The organism is Grimontia indica (genome assembly GCF_000333895.2).
In the GTDB taxonomy this organism is placed as follows: Bacteria; Pseudomonadota; Gammaproteobacteria; order Enterobacterales; family Vibrionaceae; genus Enterovibrio; species Enterovibrio indicus.
In genome coordinates, this window is record NZ_ANFM02000003.1 from 50,839 (window position 1) to 75,218 (window position 24,380).

The 24,380-nt window shown below is 43.0% G+C and carries 20 protein-coding genes; 4 read left to right on the forward strand and 16 right to left on the reverse strand.

Features of this window, described 5'->3' with window-relative positions; translation table 11 throughout:
- Window positions 1-2: 2 nt before the first annotated feature.
- From D515_RS01990 to D515_RS25125, 16 genes are all read right to left on the reverse strand, one after another.
- Entirely contained in the window at window positions 3-1,169 is a 1,167-nt protein-coding gene (locus D515_RS01990; protein ID WP_002535577.1) for a nucleotide sugar dehydrogenase, read from the reverse strand.
- Window positions 1,170-1,254: 85 nt separating this feature from the next.
- Window positions 1,255-1,647 carry a hypothetical protein gene (locus D515_RS01995; RefSeq protein WP_039849490.1) on the reverse strand — a complete coding sequence of 131 codons (393 nt, stop codon included), beginning with the start codon at window positions 1,645-1,647 and terminating at the stop codon, window positions 1,255-1,257.
- 209 nt (window positions 1,648-1,856) lie between these two features.
- Complete coding sequence (gene wecA, locus D515_RS02000; RefSeq protein WP_002535579.1) at window positions 1,857-2,936, reverse strand: UDP-N-acetylglucosamine--undecaprenyl-phosphate N-acetylglucosaminephosphotransferase; 1,080 nt, start codon at window positions 2,934-2,936, stop codon at window positions 1,857-1,859.
- Between the two features lie 307 nt (window positions 2,937-3,243).
- Window positions 3,244-4,068, reverse strand: coding sequence for a UTP--glucose-1-phosphate uridylyltransferase GalU (gene galU, locus D515_RS02005; RefSeq protein ID WP_002535580.1), 825 nt, complete (start codon window positions 4,066-4,068; stop codon window positions 3,244-3,246).
- Between the two features lie 103 nt (window positions 4,069-4,171).
- Window positions 4,172-5,602: a phosphomannomutase gene (locus D515_RS02010; protein WP_002535582.1), complete on the reverse strand. Its 1,431-nt coding sequence runs from the start codon at window positions 5,600-5,602 to the stop codon at window positions 4,172-4,174.
- Between the two features lie 10 nt (window positions 5,603-5,612).
- Complete coding sequence (locus D515_RS02015) at window positions 5,613-7,040, reverse strand: mannose-1-phosphate guanylyltransferase/mannose-6-phosphate isomerase (protein WP_002535583.1); 1,428 nt, start codon at window positions 7,038-7,040, stop codon at window positions 5,613-5,615.
- Window positions 7,041-7,044: 4 nt separating this feature from the next.
- Window positions 7,045-8,235, reverse strand: a complete 1,191-nt coding sequence (locus tag D515_RS02020; protein WP_002535584.1) for a glycosyltransferase family 4 protein — start codon at window positions 8,233-8,235, stop codon at window positions 7,045-7,047.
- Window positions 8,225-9,307 carry a glycosyltransferase family 4 protein gene (locus tag D515_RS02025; RefSeq protein ID WP_039849491.1) on the reverse strand — a complete coding sequence of 361 codons (1,083 nt, stop codon included), beginning with the start codon at window positions 9,305-9,307 and terminating at the stop codon, window positions 8,225-8,227. The genes D515_RS02020 and D515_RS02025 overlap by 11 nt, the downstream gene beginning before the upstream one ends.
- A gap of 1,230 nt (window positions 9,308-10,537) precedes the next feature.
- On the reverse strand, window positions 10,538-12,025 hold the full coding sequence (locus tag D515_RS02035) for a hypothetical protein (protein ID WP_002535586.1): 1,488 nt from the start codon (window positions 12,023-12,025) through the stop codon (window positions 10,538-10,540).
- Window positions 12,018-13,214 carry an oligosaccharide flippase family protein gene (locus D515_RS02040; protein WP_160167783.1) on the reverse strand — a complete coding sequence of 399 codons (1,197 nt, stop codon included), beginning with the start codon at window positions 13,212-13,214 and terminating at the stop codon, window positions 12,018-12,020. Before D515_RS02040 ends, D515_RS02035 begins: the two co-directional genes overlap by 8 nt.
- A gap of 7 nt (window positions 13,215-13,221) precedes the next feature.
- Window positions 13,222-14,067 carry a glycosyltransferase family 2 protein gene (locus D515_RS02045; protein WP_002535588.1) on the reverse strand — a complete coding sequence of 282 codons (846 nt, stop codon included), beginning with the start codon at window positions 14,065-14,067 and terminating at the stop codon, window positions 13,222-13,224.
- Window positions 14,068-14,107: 40 nt separating this feature from the next.
- Complete coding sequence (locus D515_RS02050) at window positions 14,108-15,073, reverse strand: Wzz/FepE/Etk N-terminal domain-containing protein (RefSeq protein ID WP_002535589.1); 966 nt, start codon at window positions 15,071-15,073, stop codon at window positions 14,108-14,110.
- A gap of 146 nt (window positions 15,074-15,219) precedes the next feature.
- A complete protein-coding gene (locus D515_RS02055) occupies window positions 15,220-15,591 on the reverse strand; it encodes a four helix bundle protein (RefSeq protein ID WP_002535590.1) in 372 nt (123 codons plus the stop codon).
- 211 nt (window positions 15,592-15,802) lie between these two features.
- Window positions 15,803-18,451 (reverse strand): SLBB domain-containing protein, encoded by a 2,649-nt coding sequence (locus D515_RS02060; protein ID WP_002535591.1) that lies wholly within the window; start codon window positions 18,449-18,451, stop codon window positions 15,803-15,805.
- 42 nt (window positions 18,452-18,493) lie between these two features.
- Window positions 18,494-19,003, reverse strand: coding sequence for a porin family protein (locus D515_RS02065; RefSeq protein ID WP_239643920.1), 510 nt, complete (start codon window positions 19,001-19,003; stop codon window positions 18,494-18,496).
- Between the two features lie 540 nt (window positions 19,004-19,543).
- On the reverse strand, window positions 19,544-19,903 hold the full coding sequence (locus D515_RS25125) for a hypothetical protein (RefSeq protein WP_083939817.1): 360 nt from the start codon (window positions 19,901-19,903) through the stop codon (window positions 19,544-19,546).
- Window positions 19,904-20,130: 227 nt separating this feature from the next.
- Here D515_RS25125 and D515_RS02070 point away from each other — a divergent pair, with 227 nt between their 5' ends.
- The 4 genes from D515_RS02070 (at window position 20,131) to D515_RS02085 (ending at window position 24,177) form a co-directional block, all read left to right on the forward strand.
- Window positions 20,131-20,379: a hypothetical protein gene (locus D515_RS02070; protein ID WP_002535594.1), complete on the forward strand. Its 249-nt coding sequence runs from the start codon at window positions 20,131-20,133 to the stop codon at window positions 20,377-20,379.
- A gap of 120 nt (window positions 20,380-20,499) precedes the next feature.
- Entirely contained in the window at window positions 20,500-21,210 is a 711-nt protein-coding gene (locus tag D515_RS02075; protein ID WP_002535595.1) for a YjbF family lipoprotein, read from the forward strand.
- Window positions 21,211-21,214: 4 nt separating this feature from the next.
- The gene (locus tag D515_RS02080) at window positions 21,215-22,021 is read left to right on the forward strand and encodes a capsule biosynthesis GfcC family protein (protein WP_002535596.1); all 807 of its coding nucleotides are present in this window, start codon (window positions 21,215-21,217) and stop codon (window positions 22,019-22,021) included.
- Between the two features lie 2 nt (window positions 22,022-22,023).
- The gene (locus D515_RS02085) at window positions 22,024-24,177 is read left to right on the forward strand and encodes a YjbH domain-containing protein (protein WP_002535597.1); all 2,154 of its coding nucleotides are present in this window, start codon (window positions 22,024-22,026) and stop codon (window positions 24,175-24,177) included.
- Window positions 24,178-24,380: the final 203 nt, after the last annotated feature.

Below are 24,380 nucleotides of genomic sequence, written 5' to 3' on the forward strand. Positions count from 1 at the left end.
GTTCAGTCAGAACCAAAAAGATCCCGTGTGTACACCTTGTTCTCAACGCCTTTCAGGGCATCGTCCAATCGGTTGGAGACAATGATGTCCGCACGGGCTTTAAACTCAGAAAGGTCTTTGACAACCTGAGAGTTAAACAACACGTCTTCGTTCAGCACGGGCTCATAGACAATCACTTCAATACCTTTGGCCTTGATTCTTTTCATCACCCCCAGAATGGAAGAGGCACGAAAGTTATCCGAGCCTGATTTCATGATCAGCCGGTAGATCCCCACCACTTTGGGTTTTCTCTTTAAAATGGACGTGGCGATAAAGTCTTTCCGCGTGCGATTCGCATCAACAATGGCACCAATAATGTTATTGGGTACAGATTGATAGTTGGCAAGCAGCTGCTTGGTATCTTTCGGTAAACAGTAACCTCCGTAGCCAAAAGAGGGATTGTTGTAGTGATTGCCAATTCGCGGGTCCAGACACACGCCTTCAATAATCTCTTTGGAATTCAGCCCCAGCGATTCTGCGTAAGAGTCCAGCTCATTAAAATACGCCACGCGCATTGCAAGATATGTGTTGGAGAAAAGCTTGACCGCTTCCGCTTCTGTCGAATGAACAAAGAGAGTTTGAACATTGTCAGCCAGTGCGCCTTGGTTCATTAACGCTGCATACGCTTTAGCCTGATCAGAAAAATCACCCACGATGATTCGGGAAGGATAGAGGTTGTCATAAAGCGCCCGTCCTTCCCTCAAAAATTCGGGCGAGAACAAGATATTGTCAGCCCGGTGCTGTTTTCTAAGAGAATCAGTAAAGCCAACAGGAACTGTTGATTTAATGACAATGGTGATGGAAGGGTTCACTGACAGAATATCAGCGACGACAGACTCCACAGAGCTGGTATCAAAGAAGTTGGTTTCAGGATCGTAATCTGTGGGAGTGGCCACCAAAACAAGCTCCGCCCAGTTATAGGCTGTTTCGGCCTCCGTGGTGGCATAGAAGCTAAGTTCGGGATTTTGCAGAAACTGTTCTATCTCGCGATCAGAAATGGGAGACTGGCCTTGATTGAGTAAATCCACCTTTTCTTGAAGAATATCGACCGCAACGACCTCGTTATGTTGCGCAAGCAGCATCGCATTTGAAAGACCAACATAACCTGTACCGACGACCGCTACCTTCATCTACCGCCCATCCCCTTTTTATCCCTAAAGCAAAATGCGTCATTCGCTTCAGGTTAAGTATCAACAATGACACTTTTCTTATTATTCAGAGTATAGAAGATGAACGTTTCGCCCGACGGTGGGCAACACTGAGCGTCACCATGGCAGAAAACAAAGCAAAAACATTCACTAACGCGTCGAGCAAACTGCCCGATCTGCCAGGTATCAAATGTGCCTGTACATATTCAGATGCAATAGCAACCAGCAGTAAAAAAGTAAACGAGAGCACTTTCACGTGAAGTTGCAGTGGAAATAGCAGCACACCACTGAGGTAAAACAACCCAAAGTGGAACAGCAAATCGCCGTTTCCCCAAAAGAAAGTTTTACCTTCGATAGAAAGCTGCTTGAGGCCAAAGCCTGTAAAGAGTGACAGCATCGCTAAGGCGAGGAAACCTATCGCAAAAAAATACAGACCAAACCTGAGCGATGAAAATGACATGGGTTAAAAATGATTCCTAAAAAACAGGTAGCCGGATTACGGATTACGGATTACGGATTACGGATTACGGATTACGGATTACGGATTACGGATTACGGATTACGGAAGGCAACTTATCACTTTTTCCGTATAAAAAACAAAGGGCGATGGTTTCCCATCGCCCTTTGTTATGTCTTTGCTATTTGCCGTATGTATTCGCGAGGAAGAAACTAAGCGACCTCTTCCACTAACGGTGATTTACCGAGCCAGCTCCGCACCTTTGCCGTAATGCGGAAGATATGGCTAATCACACCAAAGTACACACTGAACAGGACAAGGAAACCGACAAACATTTTGGTTTCACTGACCATGTTTAACTCGCCGAGCACACCAACAAGCGCAAACAGCGACGCCAAGCCACAAATAAACACCAACGTCATGCGTGGCGATAAACCAATTCGCTGACAGATATGATGCAGGTGCTCACGGTCAGGTTTAAACGGCGACTGTCCTTTGCGAACACGGCGCACCATAATGGTCGCCATATCCATGAGTGGCAATGCGATAAACCACAGCGCTGTCACTGGTTTAATGTAAGTAGAATGATCGGGCTGAGAGCCGCGAATCAAGAACCACACCACAGTAAAGCCAATCAGCATGCTGCCCGCATCACCCATAAAGATCTTAAAACGTGGCCCTAGCGGAATACCCAGGTTCAGCAGTACATAAGGCACCAAAGCAGCGATAAACATCAAACAGTTAATGGCCAGTTCTGTGTTACCACCGAGATAAAACATAAACGCCAACGCCGCAAAGGTGACAGACGCCAAGCCACCGAGCAGGCCATCAATCCCGTCCACCATATTAAAGGCGTTAATGGCACCAATCACTGCTACCACAGTCACCGCATAACTTACCCAAGCAGGCAAGGCTACTGGCACGTTACCCGCAATGCTGCCCAAGCTTTCCAAACTCACATTGGCGGTGAAAATCATCGCCAGCGAGATACCTGCCTGCACAAACAAACGCACTTTAAAGCTGATATCGAACTTATCATCCAGCACACCGATAACAATCAACACAGCCCCGCAGGCCAAAAACAGCCAATCAGAAAAGTCCTTATCAAGGTACAACATTGTTGTAAGGAAAATCGCGGCATAGATAGACACGCCCCCCACCAAAGGGATAGCGCCCGTGTGCAACTTACGCGCATTCGGTTTATCAACTAAATTAACTCGCTTGGCGACTTTTCGGAAAATGAAAAGCAGCACAAACGAAAACATAAATGTAGAAAGAATTGGCAAAGACATTGTGGAGCTCACTATTTCAGGTAAAGCAAAGGCGGATGCCTATATGGTTGGGTTTAACGTTTTGGGGTTTTAGGGTCCTAGGGTTCTAGGAAGTTATAAACAAAGCGTAGGTATTGCGGGGAAATTACTGGGAATAAAGGTTTTAGGTCCTAGGTCCTAGGTCCTAGGTCCTAGGTCCTAGAGAGATTCGTTCATAACCTCGTCCTAGCTCTAGCCCTTTATAGGACCTTGCTCTTCCCCTAGGCTCTTGCTCTTACCTAGGATCCTAGGACCTATTTTCCCTAGTACCTCGCTCTTCCCCTAGGCCCTATCTTTGATAAACATTCTCAAAGCAGTAGTTCGTCGCTTCAATAAAGCCTTCTACACTGCCGCAATCAAAACGTTTACCTTTGAATTTGTAGGCCAGCACGCAACCGGTTTTGGCTTGTTCCAGCAAGGCATCCGTAATTTGAATTTCGCCGCCTTTGCCGGGTTCCGTTTTCTCGATGATGTCGAAAATATCCGGGGTCAGGATGTAACGGCCGATAATCGCAAGGTTACTAGGCTCAGTGCCTGGCGCTGGCTTTTCAACCATGTCAGTTACGCGAATAAGGTTATCTGTCAGCGCTTCACCAGCGATCACACCATATTTGTGCGCATCTTCCGCTGGCACTTCTTCAACCGCGACAATCGAGCAACGGAATTGCTTATATAGTGCGGTCATTTGCGCCAGCACGCCTTGCTCGAGGTTAATGCAAAGGTCATCTGCCAGCACAACCGCGAATGGGTTATCACCCACCAGTTCACGGCCAGTTAAAATAGCGTGACCCAAGCCTTTCATTTCACGTTGGCGAATGTAAGTGAAGTTGGCGGAATCGATGACTTCACGGATATCGGTCAGCAAAGCTTCTTTACTGGTACCCGAAATTTGATGTTCCAGTTCGTAGTTTTTATCGAAATGGTCCATCAGAGAATGTTTGCCACGGCCGGTAACAATACACATATCCGTCATGCCAGCTTGAATGGCTTCATCAACACCGTATTCAATCAGCGGTTTGTTAACGATAGGCATCATTTCTTTTGGCATGGATTTGGTGGCTGGCAAAAAACGTGTCCCGTAGCCAGCTGCGGGGAATAGGCATTTTTTAATCATTTTTAATAAAGGTCCTAGGGGGGAATAGGTCCTAGGCCCTAAGATCTTCTTTTCCTAGGACCTATCTTTTAAGGCGATATAAGTCTATTTACAGCACAGAGCTCTAATCAAAGCTAATCGCTTGGATATTCTCCAGCGCTTGATTAACGATTATCTGGGCTCGAATTTCGGATTCAGACTCTGCGTAACAACGCAGTTCTGGGGCATTGCCAGAAGGCCTGAAGTGAATAATGTCTCCATTAATCAGCGTCATTCTAAGCCCATCGGTCAGATCCACTAACTCAACATTCGTACTCTCGAATGACAAAGATTTGAGAAAATCTTCAGGTTCTTGTTTGGCTTTCTCCAGTATCGCTAGACTCTTTTCTGTCGCAAAATTCTGGATACGATCACTGTGTGTATACCTTTTAGGAAGTGACGAGACCAATTCCGATATCGGTGTTTGTTTCGATGCTGATAGCAGCATCAGTGCAGGCAGAACAGCATCTCGCGTTGGAAGCGCTTTAACAACAGAACCGTTAAATGAAACGTCAGAGCCCAGTAGGAAGCCACCATTAGCTTCAAAGCCAGCGACATTGCGATATTTCTTAGCTAAGTTATCAAACTCAGCAATCACATAAGGTGAGCCAATCTTAGTGCGCGAAGCATGTGCAAATTCACCGGAAAGCTCTGCCGCTGTGTTACAGCTGACGGGTAACGCCAATGCATCAATACCTAACTCTTTTGCGCACAGTAATCCCAGAACATCACCTCTCAGCCAGTTCCCTTTCTGATCTGACACTAATGGCCTGTCACCATCACCATCTGTCGAGAAAATAAAGTCCAGATCGTGCTCTTCGGACCATTTTAAGGCTTTTAGTTTGTCTGATTCTGATACCGCTTCCGTATCAATTGGGACAAAATGGTCACTACGTTCCAGTGGAATAACTTGAGCGCCTAAGCTTTCAAACATCTGAGCATACAGATCTCGCCCTGCACTCGAATGCTCGTAGATACCAATGCGTCTTCCTTTAAGAAACTGCTCATCAAAAAGAGAAACACTACGTTCTATGTACGCTTTTGCTGCTTTCGAAGAGACGACCAGTTCTGGTTCGTCGGCTGAGAGGGTGAACTCTACATTCGCTTTCAAAATGGCTTGTTCATCGCTTTTCGTTATTTCGCCATCTGGGCGATAGAACTTTAAGCCATTACGGTCAAATGGAATATGGCTACCTGTTACCATAATAGAGGGCATTCCATCTTGCATAGCGACATATGCCAGTGCTGGTGTTGGAACAACGCCATAATAAATTGGCTTTAGCCCCATATCTTTTACCGCGCGAAAAATGGCTTTGGCCATTTGAGGGCTGCTAGGTCGGTTATCTATCGCGATGGCGACCGAATCAAACTCAAACTGACTGCGAATAGAAGAGACAAACGCATGTGTGAAAGCCGCACACGCTTCAAAAGTAAATTGCTCTACCAAACCTCTGGCACCGCTTGTACCAAATTGTATACCTGATTTTTGAATAATATTTGAACTAGCCAATAACATATTCTGCCTCTTAGTAACCTTCACCTTCACAACCAATACGCTTGATGTCATCTTCCCCTAAATAGGCGCCCGTACGAACTTCGATAATTTCCAAATCAACGACACCTGGATTTTCAAATGAATGAGGGTTACCAATTGGGATATATGTTGACTCATTCTCTGAAACCAAATAAACGTCTTCGCCGTTAGTGACTTTTGCGGTACCAGAAACGACTATCCAATGCTCTGCTCGATGGTAATGAACTTGAGTCGCCGTTTTTTCACCGGGGCGAACAGTCACTTTCTTTACGTGGTACCGAGAGCCTTCTGCAATATGATCGTGATTACCCCATGGGCGATAAACAACGCGATGGTGTAAAAACTCTGAGCGGTCATCTGCTTTAAGTTTGTTAACAACGTTTTTAACATCTTGGACAGAATCTCTATGTGCAACGAGGACAGAGTCTTTCGTATCAACAATAATTAAATCTTCGAGTCCAACAGCCGCCACAAGTCGTTCTGGAGCATTGATGTAACAACGCTTGCTCTGTTCTGCAATAACATCACCACGGACAACATTCTGATCAGCGTCTTTGTCTGACACATCCCAAAGCGATGACCAAGCACCAATATCACTCCAACCGGCACTCATTGGCACAACAACCGCTGAATCTGTGTTCTCCATCACTGCATAGTCAACCGAATCATCAGGGCAATCATGGAATGCTTTTTCGTTGACTCTCGTGAAGTACAAGTCTTTAGAGGAAGTTGATAAAGCCTTTTCGACGGCTGATAAAATGTCAGGGCGGAATTTCTTGAGCTCTTCCAAATAACGAGATGCTTTGAACATAAACATCCCACTATTCCAGTAGTAATTTTCCGTAGCCAAATAATTTTGGGCCGTTTCAAAGTTAGGCTTTTCAACAAAAGAGTCTACAACATAAGCTTCGAACTCACCGAGAAAGCCTTCTACAGGATTGCCCCTATGTATGTACCCGTAGCCAGTTTCTGGAACAGTTGGAACAATGCCAAATGTCACAAGTCTACCTAGTTCAGCAAGAGACTTTGCAGACTGAACAGATGCTGTAAAAGTATCAACATCCTTTATCAGATGGTCTGCCGCCAAAACCAGAAGTACTGGGTCAATGTTTTCCTTGATTGCACTTAAAGCGGACAACGCAATGGCTGGAGCAGTGTTTCGTCCGAAAGGTTCTAAAATGATATTACTAAAGGGAATATTCTCACTTCTTAGTTGTTCAGCCACCAGAAATCTATGCTCTTCATTACAAATAATAGAAGCTGGTAGATGGTCAATATCATTAAGTCGGTGAAGCGTTTCTTGGAGCATTGAATTTTTACTATTCAATGATAAGAATTGCTTTGGGTAATGTGTTCTAGACATTGGCCATAAACGCGAACCAGATCCGCCAGCCATAATAACAGGGAGTATTTTTGACATAATCCTAACTCAGAATTTCTTTAATCTTTTCATTTAATGGGCGTAATTTCCCGGACCAGGAATGATGTTCTTTGACGTAATGGTTAGCACTATGAGCTATTTTTTTTGCTAACTGCTTATCACTATCTAAGAGGAGTATGCTCTGAACAATTTCGGTTGGCGTATCGGCAACCAATATATCTAAGCCAGAGTTAGCTTCTAACCCTTCTAAACCGGTCTTGGATGTTATCGTCGGCAGGCCCAATGCCATATATTCGAGAATTTTATTCTGTACCCCCGCAGCAAGCCTAACTGGACATACACCTGCAATGGCGCCCCTTGCGTGATCCACTACATCATCAACGGCACCCGTGACCATAACGCCCTCATAGCTTTTAAGTTTCCGTTCATTCTCTGGCTTTATCCTACCTATGACTTTGAAGGTATAATCTCCATGCTCTCTTAGCAGAGGCATAGCTTCGCTTGCGAACCATAAGGCTGCATCCATATTTTGCGCGGAGTACATATTACCGATAAACACAACGAAGTTTTTACTGGGAGAAAACTCAAATGGCAGCTTTTCGATGTCTACACCATTTGAGCAAACCAATGATTTTTCGAATAGCGCCTTGTCATTCTGGAATAAAAAATCCCGGTCAAATTTCGAAACAAGAACATTACAATCAAAAGATTTCGCAACAAGTTTCTCATAATAATTTAATCGGTTTTTTTCTACGTTATAAATCAAACCTTTTATACCAGCATGGTTCTTTGTTTCAGAAACTCTAAAGTAATTCATCGAAATGGCATCCGTCATTTCGAGAACTTTACGCACATCTAGATCCTTAGCGTAACCAGCAGTTCTGATTAAGTGGGGCAGTACTAGGTCATGGTCTTTCGCCAGTGTTTTAACTAGCTTGGCGAACTTCAATGAAGAATAATAAGCCACCTGCAGCGGAGTACTTGTAGGAAGTGCACTCAAACAATTAAGATAGGACTTCCACTTAGGCAGCAGAACACGGTGAACCGAACAGAAGACACCATCATCAGGGGTGACATATTCCATTTCTGCTTGAGTTTCACAAAGTGAAGCCAAAGTTATTTCATATGTTTTAGATAACTCTTTACATATTTCGTAAATACGGAGTCTATCACCGCCAATTACTGGATATGGAAATCGTGGGGTAATTACTAATATCTTTTTTCTACTTTCCATCTAAGGTCGACCAAAATTCCTTGAACTGATTACCAACTGATGTCTCAGAATATTTCTCTATACGACAAAGTCCTTGACGAACACCTAACTCTAGAAATTCATGCGATTGCGATAGGTGTAAAAAACCGTTTTTTATACTTTCAACGCTGTAGGGAGAAAAGAGATATCCACAGTCTCCAACAACTTCGGGAAGTGAAGTCGTGTCACTACAGGCGATAGGAGTACCTGTTGCCATAGCTTCTATCAAAGGAATACCAAATCCTTCAAATAAAGAAGCAAAAATGAAGCCTTTAGCATTTCCGTACAGTGACATTAGCTGTTCGTTAGTCACGTAGCCAACAAACTCTACATATCGCTCTACACCAAGTTCCTTTGAGATAGCGACAAACTTACTATGGTGACGGGCGTTGATACCCACCACTTTCAATGTGAAAGGATCTTTTGTTTCATTGACATATGAAGAAAAAGCCTCTAGCAATCGAGACAGATTCTTGCTTGGAGCCTCTCCAGCTACTGTAATAAAGTACGCCATTCTTTTTTCAAGTGGTTTAACTTCGTAGTCCAACCATTCAGGAGAAACAGAGTTTGGAATCACTACCACTTCTGTCTTTGGCTTATATCTTTCTAGTATTTCTTTCTTGGTAAATTCAGAAACTGCGATTATATAATCAGCCTTTTCAATAATTCTTGGCACAATAAATCGACGATACATTCTGCCTAACGTTTGATAAACAGAAATAGATAATGGAAGTTCATCAAAAGGCTTCATATAGATGAGATCATGAACTACCAAAACCCTTTTTACACCCCTAGGTGTAAATATTGGCCCTGTATTATAAGGACAAATCAAATACTCTACTCGCTCCCTTTTTACTAGAAACGCTTGGACTACTTGTTCCCAATACGGGAAAAAACTGTGGCCAGAATAAATAGACGCTAGCGAAGTCAGCTCAGTACCAGCAGGTCCTAGTGCTTTAGTATCTGATTTAATTGGATCAATCAACTGCCACGCATAGCGTCCCATACCGCGAAACGAGCCGATCATCCATCTGATGTCTATAGCATATTTCATATTAAAAACCATTTAAAATCGTCAGTGTAAAACCCGAAATCAAGTCATTCTACATTTATTTAAGTCGCATCTAAAATAGATTATAGAAATATAAATAGATGACATTACGAGCCATGAACTAAATGCAAGACTAAAGATTGGCAATGCCACAACAGAGAGGATGAACATTGCGCAAAATATACTTGATGATAACTTTGAAGATATAAAACTCTTTGCTATAAAAAAGAAATATAAATACAAGATCAACCCAAAAAACCCAAAGTTAGAAAGATACATTAAGAAGGAACTTTCATAAAACCTAGGATTGTAGGAACCGATAATCAACTCTGTAATTGATGTGTTAAACAAAAAGTAGTTAAACTGCACAATTCTATTAAGAGGGCTTATTATCCTTTCATCTACATTAGGTATATCCAGTGAGGTGCTAAATTCAGACAAGTATTTTAATTCACTGATATCTAGAGATGAAATATATTCAACTATAAGTACTATTTTATCTATAGTTTCGCTTTGCCCAACAGTATAAACATTAATCAAAGTATAAAAAATAAGAGTTGAAATAATCAGAGAGAAAATTAACGACCTCCAGTTCATCCATTGAATAATGCATGCTAAAAAAAGAATTAGAATAGAGGTTGATGATTTAGTCAACACAATTAAAATAACACTTAGCGCACCTAATTTGTAACTCTTATTGGTAACACATATCATTAAAAACGCTATAAGGAAAACGGCATACGAGTTAGGACCTTGAAAAATACCATTGATTCTTCCATGGTGAGCAGGCTCAATAAAAAACAATTGGAGAAAGGAGAATACTAGCGATAAATAAAATGCCAACTTAATGGCTCTAAAGATACTAACAGAATAATCCCTACGAGATGAAAGTAGCGTCAGGAAAAAAAGTAAGGGAGTTATGTATACTAAAACACGTTTCACATAAGAGATATCAGGTTCCTTAAAGTAGACAATTGCAGACATTAAGATAAAGAAAGAAAAATATAATGCAAGTCTATCCCTTCCTCCTTGAATTATAACCAGAATCAAAAATATAATAAACATTAAAAATGTAATTATATAGTATGGAGTGAGTAATAACGCTCTATTAGTTTCATTATAAAGCATTTCTAATCCAATTAAAGAATGAAACACATTAAATAAAACACCAGTAATTATTACTGTATATAAAACTCCTAGTATCGTATTCCTATACATATGCCGACTCGGAAATTACTTCATACCTAATACTTTCTTAATTTCATCAATAATCCCCAGAAACCTCAAAACATTACCAACACCGATCCTTATGGATATCATGCCTCGTCTTACAACTCTTTTAAGCAAAAAAATCTTCAAATTAAAATAATCTAATAATGACTTTTCATTAGATAGATAAATATCAATCGCCTTGATATCATCTATATCTTTCGGTTCACTTCTATCTGTTTTCAATTCCCTGACAATTTCTAGAGAACAAAACTTCAACCCGAGGTAATAGAAATGTTTATCGGGAGAGTTTAATATCTGATCCACACTAAATTTATAATTGGAAAAATCTTTATTTTTGAAATCAAAATCGCCATTTAAACATGGGTCATCTCCTGAATAAATATAGTCAATGTCTTGTGTATCTCTTATTCCTAATGCGGCCAGGACACCACCACCAATAATACAAACCTGATCTCTTCTAATGTTACTCATCTCAATCTGCTCTATGAACAGATGCAACTTTTCCTGAAACCTTTTTGATTTAGTAGGATAACTATTGTTTAACATTGAAATGCTATTTTCGTTTAATAATAGCTCCGCTATCTGCTTACTTTCCTGATTATTATCAGTGATATGTAATAAGTGCTTTCCAAAACCAAACTTACTTCTTAGATTATTTTTAAAGTCAGTTACATATTTTAAATCTTTATCAGACTCTACAAAATACAACATAAATTCGGATTTATTTCGTTTAAAACATGCTTCTCTTTTAGTTGACACTCCTTGATAATCATTTTCATAATTTCCTACCCAGTCATCGTGAGAATAAATTTGACTCAAAAAGTTATGTGCTCCATTATTATTAAGACTAATTCTTTTTTTCCTTATAACTTCAAAATTCTCATTTATTTCTTTATCTATAGATTTCAAGAAATTGAAACCCACAGGCCATATACAGATCGCATGAAAAGATTTATCCTCTCTCATCTCAATATATTTTTTACAGATATGATCTATATATATACCTGGTAGTCCTTCTCTTATAAAATAACCCACGTCAAATTTTTTTGGAGGAGAATTCACATCTATAACTTTTACTTTCTCCCTCAGATAAATAGCACATGTAGTACGATGAGCACCATCAAGTATTATTGTGGTCCCATTTGATACTGGAACGAGAGATTTTATTTCGTCAAAGCCTGAAACCTTAATACTTTCATATGTTTCTAAGAAAGACTCTTCAAAACTAAAAAAGTCATTCTTCCTATCATTACCAGGCTCACTTATATTACCATTTGAAAAACATTCCAAATGTTCTCTGTATAAGTCATCAAAGAATATTGATTTAAACCCCTTAACTACAGATTCTAGATATATTAATTTAACAACTATATCAATTCGTTCGTAACATATCAGTTTACTGCTGTCTATCCAACGCTCATTATTTATTGTATTAAGGGCCTCATCAGGCACCATAGTACTATCGAGTAATTCTCTATAATTAGTCATCTTTTTTCCGAAAGAGATAATAAACTCTATGTATTGCAGTCATGAAGTAGCATAGAACCAGACCACTAATTGAATTGGTAAGGTCTAGTAAACTAAATTTGTATAAGGTAATTATATATAATAAATAGGCAAGAGTACTTAGTACAACACTCCATTTGAACTCTCTATCAAGTCCTTCAACCACAAGGTATGTGTTACCCAGGAAATATATAAAAACCTGAGCGATTAATGATAAGCTCATTAAGGTTAGCAAGAATGACATTTCGGAAAGTTCATCATCGCTTGATAGAACATAGATAATATCACTTCCTAAAACACCAATTATTACAATTGAAAATAGAGAGTATAAAGTAGAAAGAAGAATAGAAAATTTAACTATTCTATAACTTCTATCTCTTGACACTTTTGGGTATATTGCACTATTCAATACTGATATTGGTGTAATTAATAGGTTCACTATCTTTAGACAAATATCATAGAATGCGACTTCTTTCTCTCCTAAACTAATACCTATAAATATAGCAGCTACTCTTTCTCTACATACAACCAAAAGGCGAGATATATAAAATGGATTAGATTTTTTTATCATGCCTAGAACAGAGCTAAAGCTTGTATAGCAACTAAGCTTCTCCACTCTGTAATTTGCAAACAAAAGCAAAGAAAAACCTAGTGATAGGTTTCCTATTGAGAGTAAAAGTGGATATAGCCAAATATCAGAGCTTCCATTAATAAAAATCAGTATAAGCACATTGGCGATAGTTTTTATTACCACATTGGCATAAAGATTAATATGGGATTTCTCTATCGAAAGGTAGAACCAATTTAAATTAAGAATCTCTGAAAATACAAATATCACCAGTGAGAATATAAGAAGATAATTAGGTTCATCTATAATAATAAAAAATATAAGAGCTATTGGTAAGATTGACAAGAATATCAGAAATTTGGCATATATAACACGTACCAATACTAGTGATTTTTTTTCTTTACCCGATGAAATTTGATTTACGGCTGATATATCGAATCCATATGCAACTGTAACAACGAAAATCATTGCTACTGAGTGATACAAAACAAACTCACCATATGCAATGAGCCCAACCGTGCGTATTAAATATGGATATACGATAAAAGGAAGAATTAGACCATATAGCTGTAAGGCGCTCAATGCTGAGAAGTTCTTCAACAATGAATATTTACTTCTCATAATTTTTGAAGCCAGAAGCCCTGCTAATAAACATCTCTCTATACCAACTGTACTCCTTCTTTTTCCTCCGTACTTTAAAGATTACCATAGCACACAATGGTCCTAGAAAAGACTTAATCATCAACGGAGCTATCTTCAAATTATTAGCGTTCATATTTTTTTTGTAGAATGCACCAACGCCTAAACTATAATACTTCATTCTTTCTAAATTATTATAGTCCTCTATTTTTTCCGGATGATAGACCTTCAAGTCAGGTATATATTTTACGCTGTACCCGTCATTTATTACCGATAACAGAAAGTCACTCTCTTCAGTCGAACCGAACTGTGAACCAACCCCTAACCTCTCATCAAAACGTTTATTTTTTATACTTTCAGCTTTAAAAAACATAGAATACGATATTATTTTTGAGAAAATACCACATTTCGTTACTTTGCTTTGTTCTTTGATTTCACTATTTTTAAGAAACTCAACATTACCGACAGACTTAATAGATAGCACATCTACTTCATTCGATAAGAAGTAATCTTCAATTCTTAAAAGCAGATCATTTGAATATATACAGTCATCATCAGGAAAACAGACAATGTCTCCAGATGCATATTTTAGGCCCAAATTCCTGGATTTAGACAAACCTTTTTCTTTTACTTTTAAATATGTTGTTCTATCACATAAGAAAGAAAAATTCTCTTCAAACCTTTCCTTAAGTTCATTTGAATCATTTTGATCTACAATTATAATTTCATAGTTGACTTTTTGATTTAATAGCGAGTTAAGAAAGTCCTCTACTTCTTTTAGTCTGCCGATAGTACATAGCACTAGTGAAAACTTCATTTTATCTCCAACTTTAAATTATTTACTATTTTTTGTTTTGTTAAATATTTTTAATTGCATACTTTACTAGTAGATATGCAGCACTAACTAGAAAGCCTGCCATTAGAGATAATGCTATAATCATCAACCTATTAGGCTCTGCTTTTAATTCTGGCACTACAGCAGGGTCAACTACTTTAAAAACAAACTCATCTTGCACCTCAGCCAGCATCAAACTTTTAGTTTGTTCTTCAATCAGTTTATAAAATGTACTTTGCATATCGGCAATCGCCGTTTTTTCTAGCTGCTTATCTAAATATGCGAGGTTTTTCTTTGTTTCTTCTATGGAGCGCTCACGCATCACTTGGTTGATATCTTCAATAATCCAAGTCAACCATTGTTGCGCCAAATAAGGGGAATAATGCTTTACAGAAACGGTAACAAAACCCGTTTTTGTATCTTCATTAACTGAAAGCACTTCTTTAATGAACTGCTCATAGATTTCTTGAGTGGTAGGCTCTGGGCCACGCAGCCCTTCTGCTTCTCTTAACCATTGCCCAGTTTCAGCATTATAGAGTTCTTTATGATACACCAAGGTGTTTGAAGCTAGGTTCCAGTCTTTACTTGCCATTAACGGCACTAGCAGCCCGTGCTTATTGACAAAGTCTTCTACAAATACGCGGGATGTCATCACCTTGATGGCCATACCAGTTTGCGAGGATTCTCCACCGCCCAGATTTACCCCAGCCAAAGCTGCTAACCCACCAAACTGTGATGCCATTTTTGAAAGGCCACCACCGCTGCTTTCTGCCGGAGCCAGCAGCGCATCGGCTTTGTAGATGTTTGGCAAGCTAAGTGCGTAGAACACACCAGCAACTGCGAATAGGAATGTGGTAGCGATGATGATCCATTTGCCTTTCCAGAGGGCGGCGAAAAGTTCGCGGAGGTCGATTTCGTCCGAGGCAGGAGCCGGAGGTTGAAATTGGGCGTCGGTTGGATACTTCACCGAGAGTTGATTATTTTCCATGGTTTTTTTAGGTCCTAGGATCCTAGGTCCTAGGTCCTAGGAAAAGAGCTAGGAGCTAAGAACAGGATCGTTAAAAGATAAAGGTCCTAGGTAAGAGCGAAGGTCCTAGGATCCTAGGCCCTAGCTCTACCCTAGGATCTGTTTATTCATTTATATTCCGGAGAGGGTTCGCGTACTGAACCTTTTCTTCGTTTGATTAACGCGCCGAGCATGGCTGATATTTCTTTGGCTTCTTTTATTAGCGCTAAGCCAATTTGTTTATCTATAAAGCCTGCTTCTATACCAATGTATATTTGGGTGATCGCTTCGCCAGCAGAGCCTTTCGCAATATATAGAAACCTTGCAGACTCATTAGCGGTTTCGCGCTCTTCCCCTTCGGCGATGTTAGACGCAATGGATATCGTCAGTTGGTCTTTAAACCCAAAGTTCTTGCAACTATCCATCTGTTTATAAACATCACAAGACAATCGACAACTACGCTTCCAAACGTCTAACTTTTCGAAATCCAGTTGGCGCATATGTCTCCCCTCATTGGGTAGATAGAGGTCCTAGGGTCCTAGGGTCCTAGGGTCCTAGGGTCCTAGGGTCCTAGGGTCCTAGGGTCCTAGGGTCCTAGAAAAAGCAGAGCACTTGCCTTAGCTCTTTCCTAGGACCTTTCTTTCCCTAGGATCTAGGCTCTATCTTTTTCCTAGGACCTAGGATCCTTGCTCTTCACCTAGGCCCTCGCTCTTACTTAAGCGCGTTAACTGCAACACCCGTCTGGTAAAGGATCTGCGTTGCGGCAGTCCATACGCTGAGTGCGTCGCGGTAGTCGGTATCAAGTGGGACGATGATGGTGTCGCCTGCTTTTAGCTCTTCGCCTTTATTACCGAACCAGTAGCCGCTGTTTGGTTTGAAGACTGAGCCGTCTGCGCGTACTACGAAGATGCGGTCTTCATCAGCTTGTTTTTTCATGCCGCCGGCTTTGTTGATGTAATCGTCAACATCCAGTTTGTTGTCACGCAGGTAAGTGATTGCTACTTGTACTTCGCCCATCACAGAGACTGTGTTGCGGTAGGTTGGTACAAACAGGAAGTCACCGTCTTCCAACATAAAGTCTGCTGCGCGGTTACCTTCAATCACTTCATCAAGCTGAACGACCATGCGGCCAAGAGCTTTGCTTTTGCTCGCCTCTTCTACAAACGCCAGGGTTTTGTCTGGGTTGGTGATCATCGAGCTCATGTTGCTGTCTTTATGGAAGGTCTTTTTCGCGGTTTCTTTGCGAATTTCCGCGGCGTAATCTTCCAGAAGCTTTTCCTCTTGAAGGCGCAGCGCTTCGCGGGTGAAGATGGCCCCTTGCGGGTTGGCAAATTCCGTTAAGCCACCAGCACGCTGAATAATGTCCTGCAGCGTGTCGCCTTTACTTACCGCGTAGGTACCTGGGAAGCGCACTTCACCTTTTAGTACCACGGTGTTTTGCTCTTTCACGCCCGGCTGTTCCAGTACGTTCAGGCGATCACGCGGTGCAATGGTCAGGTTTTCGTTCACGTCACCTAAAATGGCATTGCCTAAGTTCAGCTGTGAAATCTGCACACTTGCGCGCTGGCTTTCGCTGTTTACTATAGTGCGTGCCAGTTCTGCGTTAAGCACATAGGCTTCGGCTGTCAGGCCACCTGCTGCTGCCACCAAGTCTTTGACGGTGTTTTTGTCGGTGATTGGGTAGCGGCCTGGGTTTTTGACTTCACCCACCACTTCTGCAATCAGTGCTGGTGAACCGTAAACTGATTGTTGTTGCAGTTGAAGTAGCACTGGTGCTAACAGCGTGTTACGGGTTGAACGTTTGATGTTTTCAATCTGCTCAGACGTCACTTCTTTACCTTGGTAAATCAGTTTTGCCTGTTGGGTAGAAAGTTGTTCGTTGCCTTCCAGCGCTTTTTGTTCTTCACTTTGTTCAGTTGCTGCTTGTGCTTGTGCTTGTTCCAGTGTTTTTGCAGTTTCCTGCTTTTCGTTCAAAGCGTTTAGCTGTTTGCCGTCAAAGCGGTTAAACACCAATACACGATCGCGTGATTGCAGCTTGATGTTGTCTTTACTTGCCGGGTTTAGAATGGCATTCGCCAAGCTGAACTGAAGTACGCGGATATCACGCTGTGGGTTGATTTCACGTACCACCAGCGCGTAGTTCAAATCGGCCGTTGAATTAAAGGCTGAATCAATCGAAGTAAACAGGTCGCTGATGCGCATGTTTTTCTTCCATTGGGTGTAGCCTGGCTGAAGTACATCACCTTCCAGTTGCACAAAGTGCTTCAGCTCGTTGCTGCGCTTGGCGATTTCGATGTTATCGCCATTTTTGATTTGAACGGAAAGACCAGAGCGATCAGTTAAGTCCAGTGTCAGTACATCACGCATGCCTTCAGCAGCTGGACGCTTCACTACTACAAACTCACCCAGTGCATTTGCAGTTAGGCCACCTGCCATTTGCAGCATGTCGGCGTACGTTTCGCCGCGCTTCACTTCATAAACTGCTGGGCGGTTGATTTCACCATTAATGGTTACGGTGTTTTCAACCGGGCCAATAAATACGGTGTCACCCGGTTGCAGGCGTACATCGTTACGAGAATCGCCTTTAAGCAGCAAATCGTACATATCCAGCGTGCGGATAAGTTTGCCGTTACGTTTCAGCTGCACATTACGTAGCGCACCGGATTCACTAAAGCCGCCGCTGTAGTAAATGGCCTGAGAAATGGTGGTCAGGGCGCTGACGGAATAAGCACCTGGCTTGTAGGCATCACCCATCACGAAGATTTGCATGCTGCGCATTTCACCCATGGAAATGTCGCTGCGCACACCAATCATTTGTTCGTTAACACGTTTGGTTAGCGACTCTCGCACTTCGGTAAAGCTCATGCCTGCCACTTGCACTGGGCCTAGCGACGGGAAGTTCACCACCCCTTCACGGTTTACACGCAGACGGTGGGTATTGTTTTCCTTACCAAACAGTTGAATAACAATTTCATCGCCCGGGCCGACTTGGTAGTCAGAAGGCACTGGCACATCGCTCATTGGCGCAAACGTGGTTGGTGAACCTGCAAACAGGGAAAGACCAAACCTTTCCAGTTGAGTTTCACTCTGTACTGCGCTCTTTTGTTTGGATTGTGTTTTTTGGTCAGCAACAGGACGAGGGGCGACCACATCGGTGGTTTCAAAGGTTTGCGCTGCCTGACCGCCCGTTGGAAGGCTGATGCCGTATTGTTTTGCCAGCGCTTGCTGTTGATCAGCCGGCAGGCTTTTGAACATTTCCAGTTGCGCAGCTGTCGGCGCTTGTGCGGCTACCGCGAATGGCAGCAAAGATGAAACCAAGACTGCGCCTATGCAGGCCAGTTTATTGAGTCGAAAAGTCATGAATAAAGCTCGTTACATCAATGTAGGATTTCTAAAGAAGGTTTAGAAGCGGTATTGGAAGCCTAGGTTAAGTGCACTCACACCCAAGTTGTCACTTATAGGGGCGTTCACAAACTCCAGTGTCACGGCGGTTTCACTGCTCAGTGCATAGTGCGCCCCCAAACCAAAGCTGAAACCGCTATCAGAGACTGAACCTGTTCCATGGTGGTCAATGTCTGCTGCCACATAACCTGCCAATGCATACATCGCGATTTGGTTGGTGACCGGAATGTTTCCTTTTACATAACCTGAAGCCAGGCTATTTACTGCAATACCGTCTGTGCGTTTTAGTGAGGTGCCAAAACGACCTTCTACTGCCAGGTAATCGTTAAAGAAGTAACCCGCCTGTGCTTGCAGCAAGATTGGGCTAGCCTCGGACAAGGTGTTGTTTGATGCCGAGGTATGTTCCACATTGCTGTAGCCAGCCATGGCACCGGCATAAAAATCAGCCGCAGCTTGGGGGGCTGTCAGGGTTGCAACCAGCAAAGAGGCCACTGCAACAGGGTTCGTCATTCGCTTTACCATACTTTCCTCAAACGTGGCGTGTTACAGAAGGTTTGATTCCGCAGCCAAACACGGCGACGCGAATTCAAACCTTGGCAAGACTTAAGTGAATAATATTATTGACGCGAACTAAGTTTCGCATCGTCAGATAACAGGCATTCATTCGATGCCTGCAGACACGCTACCGCCCTTGGGTGTCGGCCCCAATACACGCGATAACTATCAATTTGTTTTTCTTTTCGTGGTTTATTGATGAAGCAGCTCTATACCGCCCCAACAGGTGTTTACCTTTCTAGGCAGAATGCCATGCAAAGATCGATTAAATTTTGTCCAGCACTCAAAAATCAAGGCAGGAGTGTATCACCAACACAACACTCATATTAATTAGGAAACAGTTATTTTTTATTTAACTGTCTCGAATTTAATCATCCGGCAATAAGCTGATGTTTTTTTGAGCAATGATTATTTTCAATCGTCTCAACCATGCTTCAATTTGCGACGCAAATAACACGAATCAAGTTATAGATGACACATTTATTTACATATTCATCATCGGTGAACGGCATAAACCGTTAACTGTCCCACGTTCATCACGACGCCACTTTCTAGTAATTCAACCTCACCTTCGCGGCAAATGGTTAAGCGCACTTCTGGCTTGGGTTCATTCACGTAATATTCACACTCCGGCGTACTTGCGCCGATTATTCGACTGTAAACAACCACTTGCGATGAAGTAAAACCATTATGTAGAAAGACGAAATGCTCGTTAGAAGGGGAAACACGGACTTTTTCTTCAATACCATTGCTCCAAACAATGACGCCATTCGCTTGTATGGATGAACGAGGGCTAGAACAACCCGTTACTAGAAGAGAAGAAATAAGGATTAGAGCAAAAGCTGAGAGCTTCATGGCGACACCGACACTGCCAAATAAATTAGCGCAGAGTGTACTTTTTTGAAGCTATAGACTCAATAGTAAGCATCAAGTCTCTTTAATGAGCAATAAAAAGCTTTGTTGCCCAAGGAATTGGCGATTGACATTTATTATATGTTTACTTAATTCCCAATACTGTTTAGCATTTTAGGAGCCTGTCTGACTTTAGAAACAGGTGATTCACAAAAGATATGGAGTTTTTCATGAAAAAATCAGCAATTGCAGCTCTGGCAGCAATGATGATGGCAGCACCAGCAATGGCTGCTGAAGGAGCAGCTTCTACTGGCGGTTCAGCTGGCGGTGCAACTGCATCAACTGCTGCTGTTGGTGGTGTAACTGCAACAACTGTTGCTGTTGGTGTTGCGGTAGCGGCAGCGGTTGTTGTGGCGGTTGACGCTTCTGACAACGACACTGCGACTACCACTTCAACTTCTGTTACCACTCAAGGTTAATCAGTAAGTTGCGTAAAAAAAACCGAACAGTGCAAGCTGTTCGGTTTTCTTCATATTTATACCCTTAGAATTTACGCCACACCGCTCGTTAGGGCTTGTTGGCGACTCAGTTGTAGTACTATGAAAAATTGTAATTACGGCGTAAAAGCCTTTGCGCTAATAGGTGCAGCCTTTGCCCTTTCTGGCTGCAGTCAAAGATTTCAGGATGTGCAAGACACGATGTCGCTCGCATTGTTTGGACATGACGATGTGGTGATTTCGGCAGACAAGGTCAATGACCTTCCTTATGCCAGCCTGTATGCCAAAACGGAAAAAAGTGGGCAGGCATTTATGGTGTTGGGTTATGCCAACCCAAGCATGTCAAACCTTGCCGAACCTACCCAGAGCTTTCAGTTGAAATGGCTTTCTGCAAACAACGAAATGCTAGTGACCGAATACGGCCGCATTGTAAAAACGGTGAATCTTCACGGTGGTAACCTTTCGGCCAGCTATTCACACCAGGCCGATCCTTTGGCTTTGGGTTTACTGAAAAGTGCCACCCCCCAGGTGTGGAAACGAAAAGTGGATTGGCAACCGGGTAACCATGTGGGCTACACACTGGAATCTCGTTTTCAGCTTCAAGGCGAGCAAACCCTGCTGATTAATGAAAAGCCCGTTTCGACGCTGCACTTTATCGAGTATGTGCGCGCCCCTCAGCTTGATATCGCCTTTGAAAACGAATTCTGGTTAAAGCCTGATTCCGGCAAGGTGGTTGCCAGCATTCAAACCCCTGCTCCTGACATGCCTAGCATTGAGCTTACGTTGCTGAAACCTTTTGCGGGAGGCAAGTAATAAGATGAAAGCTTATTTTTCTTTAATCCGTTCGTGCTTTGTATTGACGCTGCTTGCTGTGCCTACCATTGCTCACACTGCAGAACAAACCGTACTAACGGTAAAAACCGCGGCAGATGACAAACGTGTTTATCAAGTTACGTTTGATGGTGCACCCCGCGTTTCACAAGTTGTGTCACAAGGCGCGACTGTGGTTAGAGCGAACGCGAATAATATTCTTGCCCACAATACCGACACCATTTTCTGGCAAGGCGCAGGGTTGTTTGACGCTGCTAACTCTGCTGATATCAGCACGCTAAAAGCCCGTGTTGAAAATCAATTGGGTTCGCTCAAAGAGCGCTGGCAGGACGATGCAGAAAAACTTGGTGCTGTTTCAGCGCTTTCCGAGTTTCTCGCCTCATCAACATTTGCTTCCCGAATTTCAGTGACGCTGGATGAAGATTTTTATCTCGCGGGTAGCAAAGTGAACCCTTTGGTTCGTGGCGATCTCGTGCTGTTACTCCCTGCCCGACCAAATAACGTTTGGGTAACTGGTGCAGTGACGCAAACCACTGACGCTGATTTTTCGCCTGTTTATATCGCGGATGATTATCTCGAAACTGCTGAAACCTTGAATACCTTTGGGATCAGTGAAGTTTCTGTCGTTCAGCCAAATGGCGAGCTTGAAACCCACCCAGTGGCCTATTGGAACGAAGTGCCGAAGAATGTGGCACCAGGCGCTGTGATTTTTGTGCCTTTCCAAGGTTTACCCTCTGAGCTCTCTTCTCTTAACCGCGATATTCCGCGTCTTCTTCAACATCGGGTTATGTAGTCATGCGTTGTACCTTATTTAAGTTATCCACTCTTTCTCTGGCACTGATGCATGCACTGCCTGCGACCGCAAACGATTTGGATTTCACGCCGTTTACGCCAACCCAAAGTGACTTTGGCGGCGTTGGCTTAATGCAAATGCCCACAGGACGTGTGGCCCCGGAAGGTGAATTTTCACTGGGCGTGACCATGAATGACGATTACCGTCATTACCACAGTTCATTGCAGTTGATGCCTTGGCTTGAAGCGACCATTCGTTACACCCAAGTGCCTGACCGACTCTACAGTAATGATGACGGCTTTAGTGGTGAAACCTACTACACCGACAAAGGCATTGACGTGAAAGTTCGCCTTTGGGAAGAAAGTTATTGGCTGCCGGAAACCTCGATTGGTATCCGTGACCTTGGTGGTACAGGCTTGTTTGATGGTGAGTATATTGCTGCCAGCAAACATGTGGGGCCATTTGATTTTACGGCGGGCATTGGCTGGGGTTATATCGGTAACCGCGCCAACCTGAAAGGTGACACGTCCCTCGGCGATGATTGCGGTCGTGATACCTCTTTCAAAGGTAAAGGCGGTAGTTTTGACTATGCCCGCTGGTTTACCGGTTGTATGTCTGTGTTTGGCGGCGTGGAATATCAAACTCCTTGGGAACCGCTGAGCCTGAAGCTGGAATATGACGCGAATGACTACAAATCTGATTTTGCGCCAAATGCCACGCAAGACTCGCCGTTTAACGTGGGCGCGGTTTACCGTTTCGGTAACTGGGGAGATATTCGCGCCAGTTATGAACGCGGGAATACCTGGACGGTGGGTTTCACCTTAAAAACCAACTTCAATACCTTGGCACAAAACTGGATAGATACCCCAACGCCTGCATACAATGGTGCGCAGGGCAAATCAGTTGAAGACATTGATTGGGATCGCGTCGCGGCTGATCTGGAAACCATTGCGGGTTATGGCAACACCAAAGTGTATGCGGATGACGAAAGCATCACGGTAGTGGGTAGCCAATCTAAATACCGCAACCGCGATTTCGCCCATGAAAAAGCGGCGATGATTCTGACCAATACCGGCTCGAAAGCCTCTACGTATCACTTGGTAGAGCAACAAGCCAACCAAACCACCATTCAGACTGACATTGATGCGGCGGCGTACCGCAAAGTGGCTAATCAGGAATATGTGGGCGCAAACGTTACGGAAACGACGACGCGCGTTAATCCAGAATCTGCACGTGGCATGTTGCAAACTGACACCAGTAAACCTTGGTCGGTCAGTGTTAACCCAAGTCTTCAGCAATCGATCGGCGGTTCGGAAGATTTCTACATGTTCAATATTGGCGTAACTGCCGGCGCGAGCTATTGGCTGACCGACAATATCGAATTTGGTGGTGGGGTTTACGTTAACCTTTACGACAACTACGACAAGTTCAAATATGACGTACCGCCTGATGGTACAGATTTGAAACGCGTTCGTACGCTGGTTCGTCAGTACATTTCTGATAACACTGTTCGTGTGAGTAATCTTCAGTTAACGGCTTTCGATAAATTCGGCGACAGTTTCTACGTTCAGGCATATGGCGGTTACCTGGAAACCATGTTTGCGGGTGTGGGCGGTGAAGTTTTGTATCGCCCTCTTAACAGCAACTGGGCATTCGGCTTGGACATGAACTATGTGGCTCAGCGCGACCCGAGTTCTGAGTTCGGCATATTCACCGAAGAAGTGCATTTCGACCCAATTACTGGTCGTTACTACCGCGTACAAACAGGCACACCAACCGGCCACTTCACCACTTATTACCGCCCCGAGTGGAGCTGGTTTGATGATTTGCTGATTAAGGCTAGTGTCGGTCAGTATCTGGCGGAAGATAAAGGTGTGACGCTGGATGTTTCCAAGCAATTTGATAGCGGTGTGATAGCGGGCGCCTATATGGCGAAAACCAACCTGTCAGCGGAAGAGTTTGGTGAAGGTAGCTTTAACAAAGGCTTCTATATCTCGATTCCTTTCGACATCTTTACCGTCAAACCAAGTGCCAGCCGTGCACTGATTGGATGGACACCACTTTCACGAGATGGTGGTCAGATGCTGGGTAGGAAGTACAGTCTATACAGCATGACGGATGCGCGTTATCCGAATTCGGAGTTTACGAATAGGTAATCGCACGAAGTGCGAAGGGACGAGGAAGAGCAGGTCCTAGATCCTAGGAAGAGCGAAGAGCTGAGGGCCTAGGGTCCTAGGGTCCTAGGGTCCTAGGGTCCTAGGGTCCTAGGGTCCTAGGAAGAGCTTAAGAGCGGAAGGTTACTGGGTATAGGGTTAACGGATTACGGATTACGGATTACGGATTACGGATTACGGATTAC

Excerpts from the sequence above, each read along its gene's own strand:
- D515_RS01990 (WP_002535577.1), bottom strand. The coding sequence starts at position 1,169 with ATGAAGGTAGCGGTCGTCGGTACAGGTTATGTTGGTCTTTCAAATGCG.
- D515_RS01995 (WP_039849490.1), bottom strand. The coding sequence starts at position 1,647 with ATGTCATTTTCATCGCTCAGGTTTGGTCTGTATTTTTTTGCGATAGGT.
- wecA (WP_002535579.1), bottom strand. The coding sequence starts at position 2,936 with ATGTCTTTGCCAATTCTTTCTACATTTATGTTTTCGTTTGTGCTGCTT.
- galU (WP_002535580.1), bottom strand. The coding sequence starts at position 4,068 with ATGATTAAAAAATGCCTATTCCCCGCAGCTGGCTACGGGACACGTTTT.
- D515_RS02010 (WP_002535582.1), bottom strand. The coding sequence starts at position 5,602 with ATGTTATTGGCTAGTTCAAATATTATTCAAAAATCAGGTATACAATTT.
- D515_RS02015 (WP_002535583.1), bottom strand. The coding sequence starts at position 7,040 with ATGTCAAAAATACTCCCTGTTATTATGGCTGGCGGATCTGGTTCGCGT.
- D515_RS02020 (WP_002535584.1), bottom strand. The coding sequence starts at position 8,235 with ATGGAAAGTAGAAAAAAGATATTAGTAATTACCCCACGATTTCCATAT.
- D515_RS02025 (WP_039849491.1), bottom strand. The coding sequence starts at position 9,307 with ATGAAATATGCTATAGACATCAGATGGATGATCGGCTCGTTTCGCGGT.
- D515_RS02035 (WP_002535586.1), bottom strand. The coding sequence starts at position 12,025 with ATGACTAATTATAGAGAATTACTCGATAGTACTATGGTGCCTGATGAG.
- D515_RS02045 (WP_002535588.1), bottom strand. The coding sequence starts at position 14,067 with ATGAAGTTTTCACTAGTGCTATGTACTATCGGCAGACTAAAAGAAGTA.
- D515_RS02050 (WP_002535589.1), bottom strand. The coding sequence starts at position 15,073 with ATGGAAAATAATCAACTCTCGGTGAAGTATCCAACCGACGCCCAATTT.
- D515_RS02055 (WP_002535590.1), bottom strand. The coding sequence starts at position 15,591 with ATGCGCCAACTGGATTTCGAAAAGTTAGACGTTTGGAAGCGTAGTTGT.
- D515_RS02060 (WP_002535591.1), bottom strand. The coding sequence starts at position 18,451 with ATGACTTTTCGACTCAATAAACTGGCCTGCATAGGCGCAGTCTTGGTT.
- D515_RS02065 (WP_239643920.1), bottom strand. The coding sequence starts at position 19,003 with ATGACGAACCCTGTTGCAGTGGCCTCTTTGCTGGTTGCAACCCTGACA.
- D515_RS25125 (WP_083939817.1), bottom strand. The coding sequence starts at position 19,903 with ATGAAGCTCTCAGCTTTTGCTCTAATCCTTATTTCTTCTCTTCTAGTA.
- D515_RS02070 (WP_002535594.1), top strand. The coding sequence starts at position 20,131 with ATGAAAAAATCAGCAATTGCAGCTCTGGCAGCAATGATGATGGCAGCA.
- D515_RS02075 (WP_002535595.1), top strand. The coding sequence starts at position 20,500 with ATGAAAAATTGTAATTACGGCGTAAAAGCCTTTGCGCTAATAGGTGCA.
- D515_RS02080 (WP_002535596.1), top strand. The coding sequence starts at position 21,215 with ATGAAAGCTTATTTTTCTTTAATCCGTTCGTGCTTTGTATTGACGCTG.
- D515_RS02085 (WP_002535597.1), top strand. The coding sequence starts at position 22,024 with ATGCGTTGTACCTTATTTAAGTTATCCACTCTTTCTCTGGCACTGATG.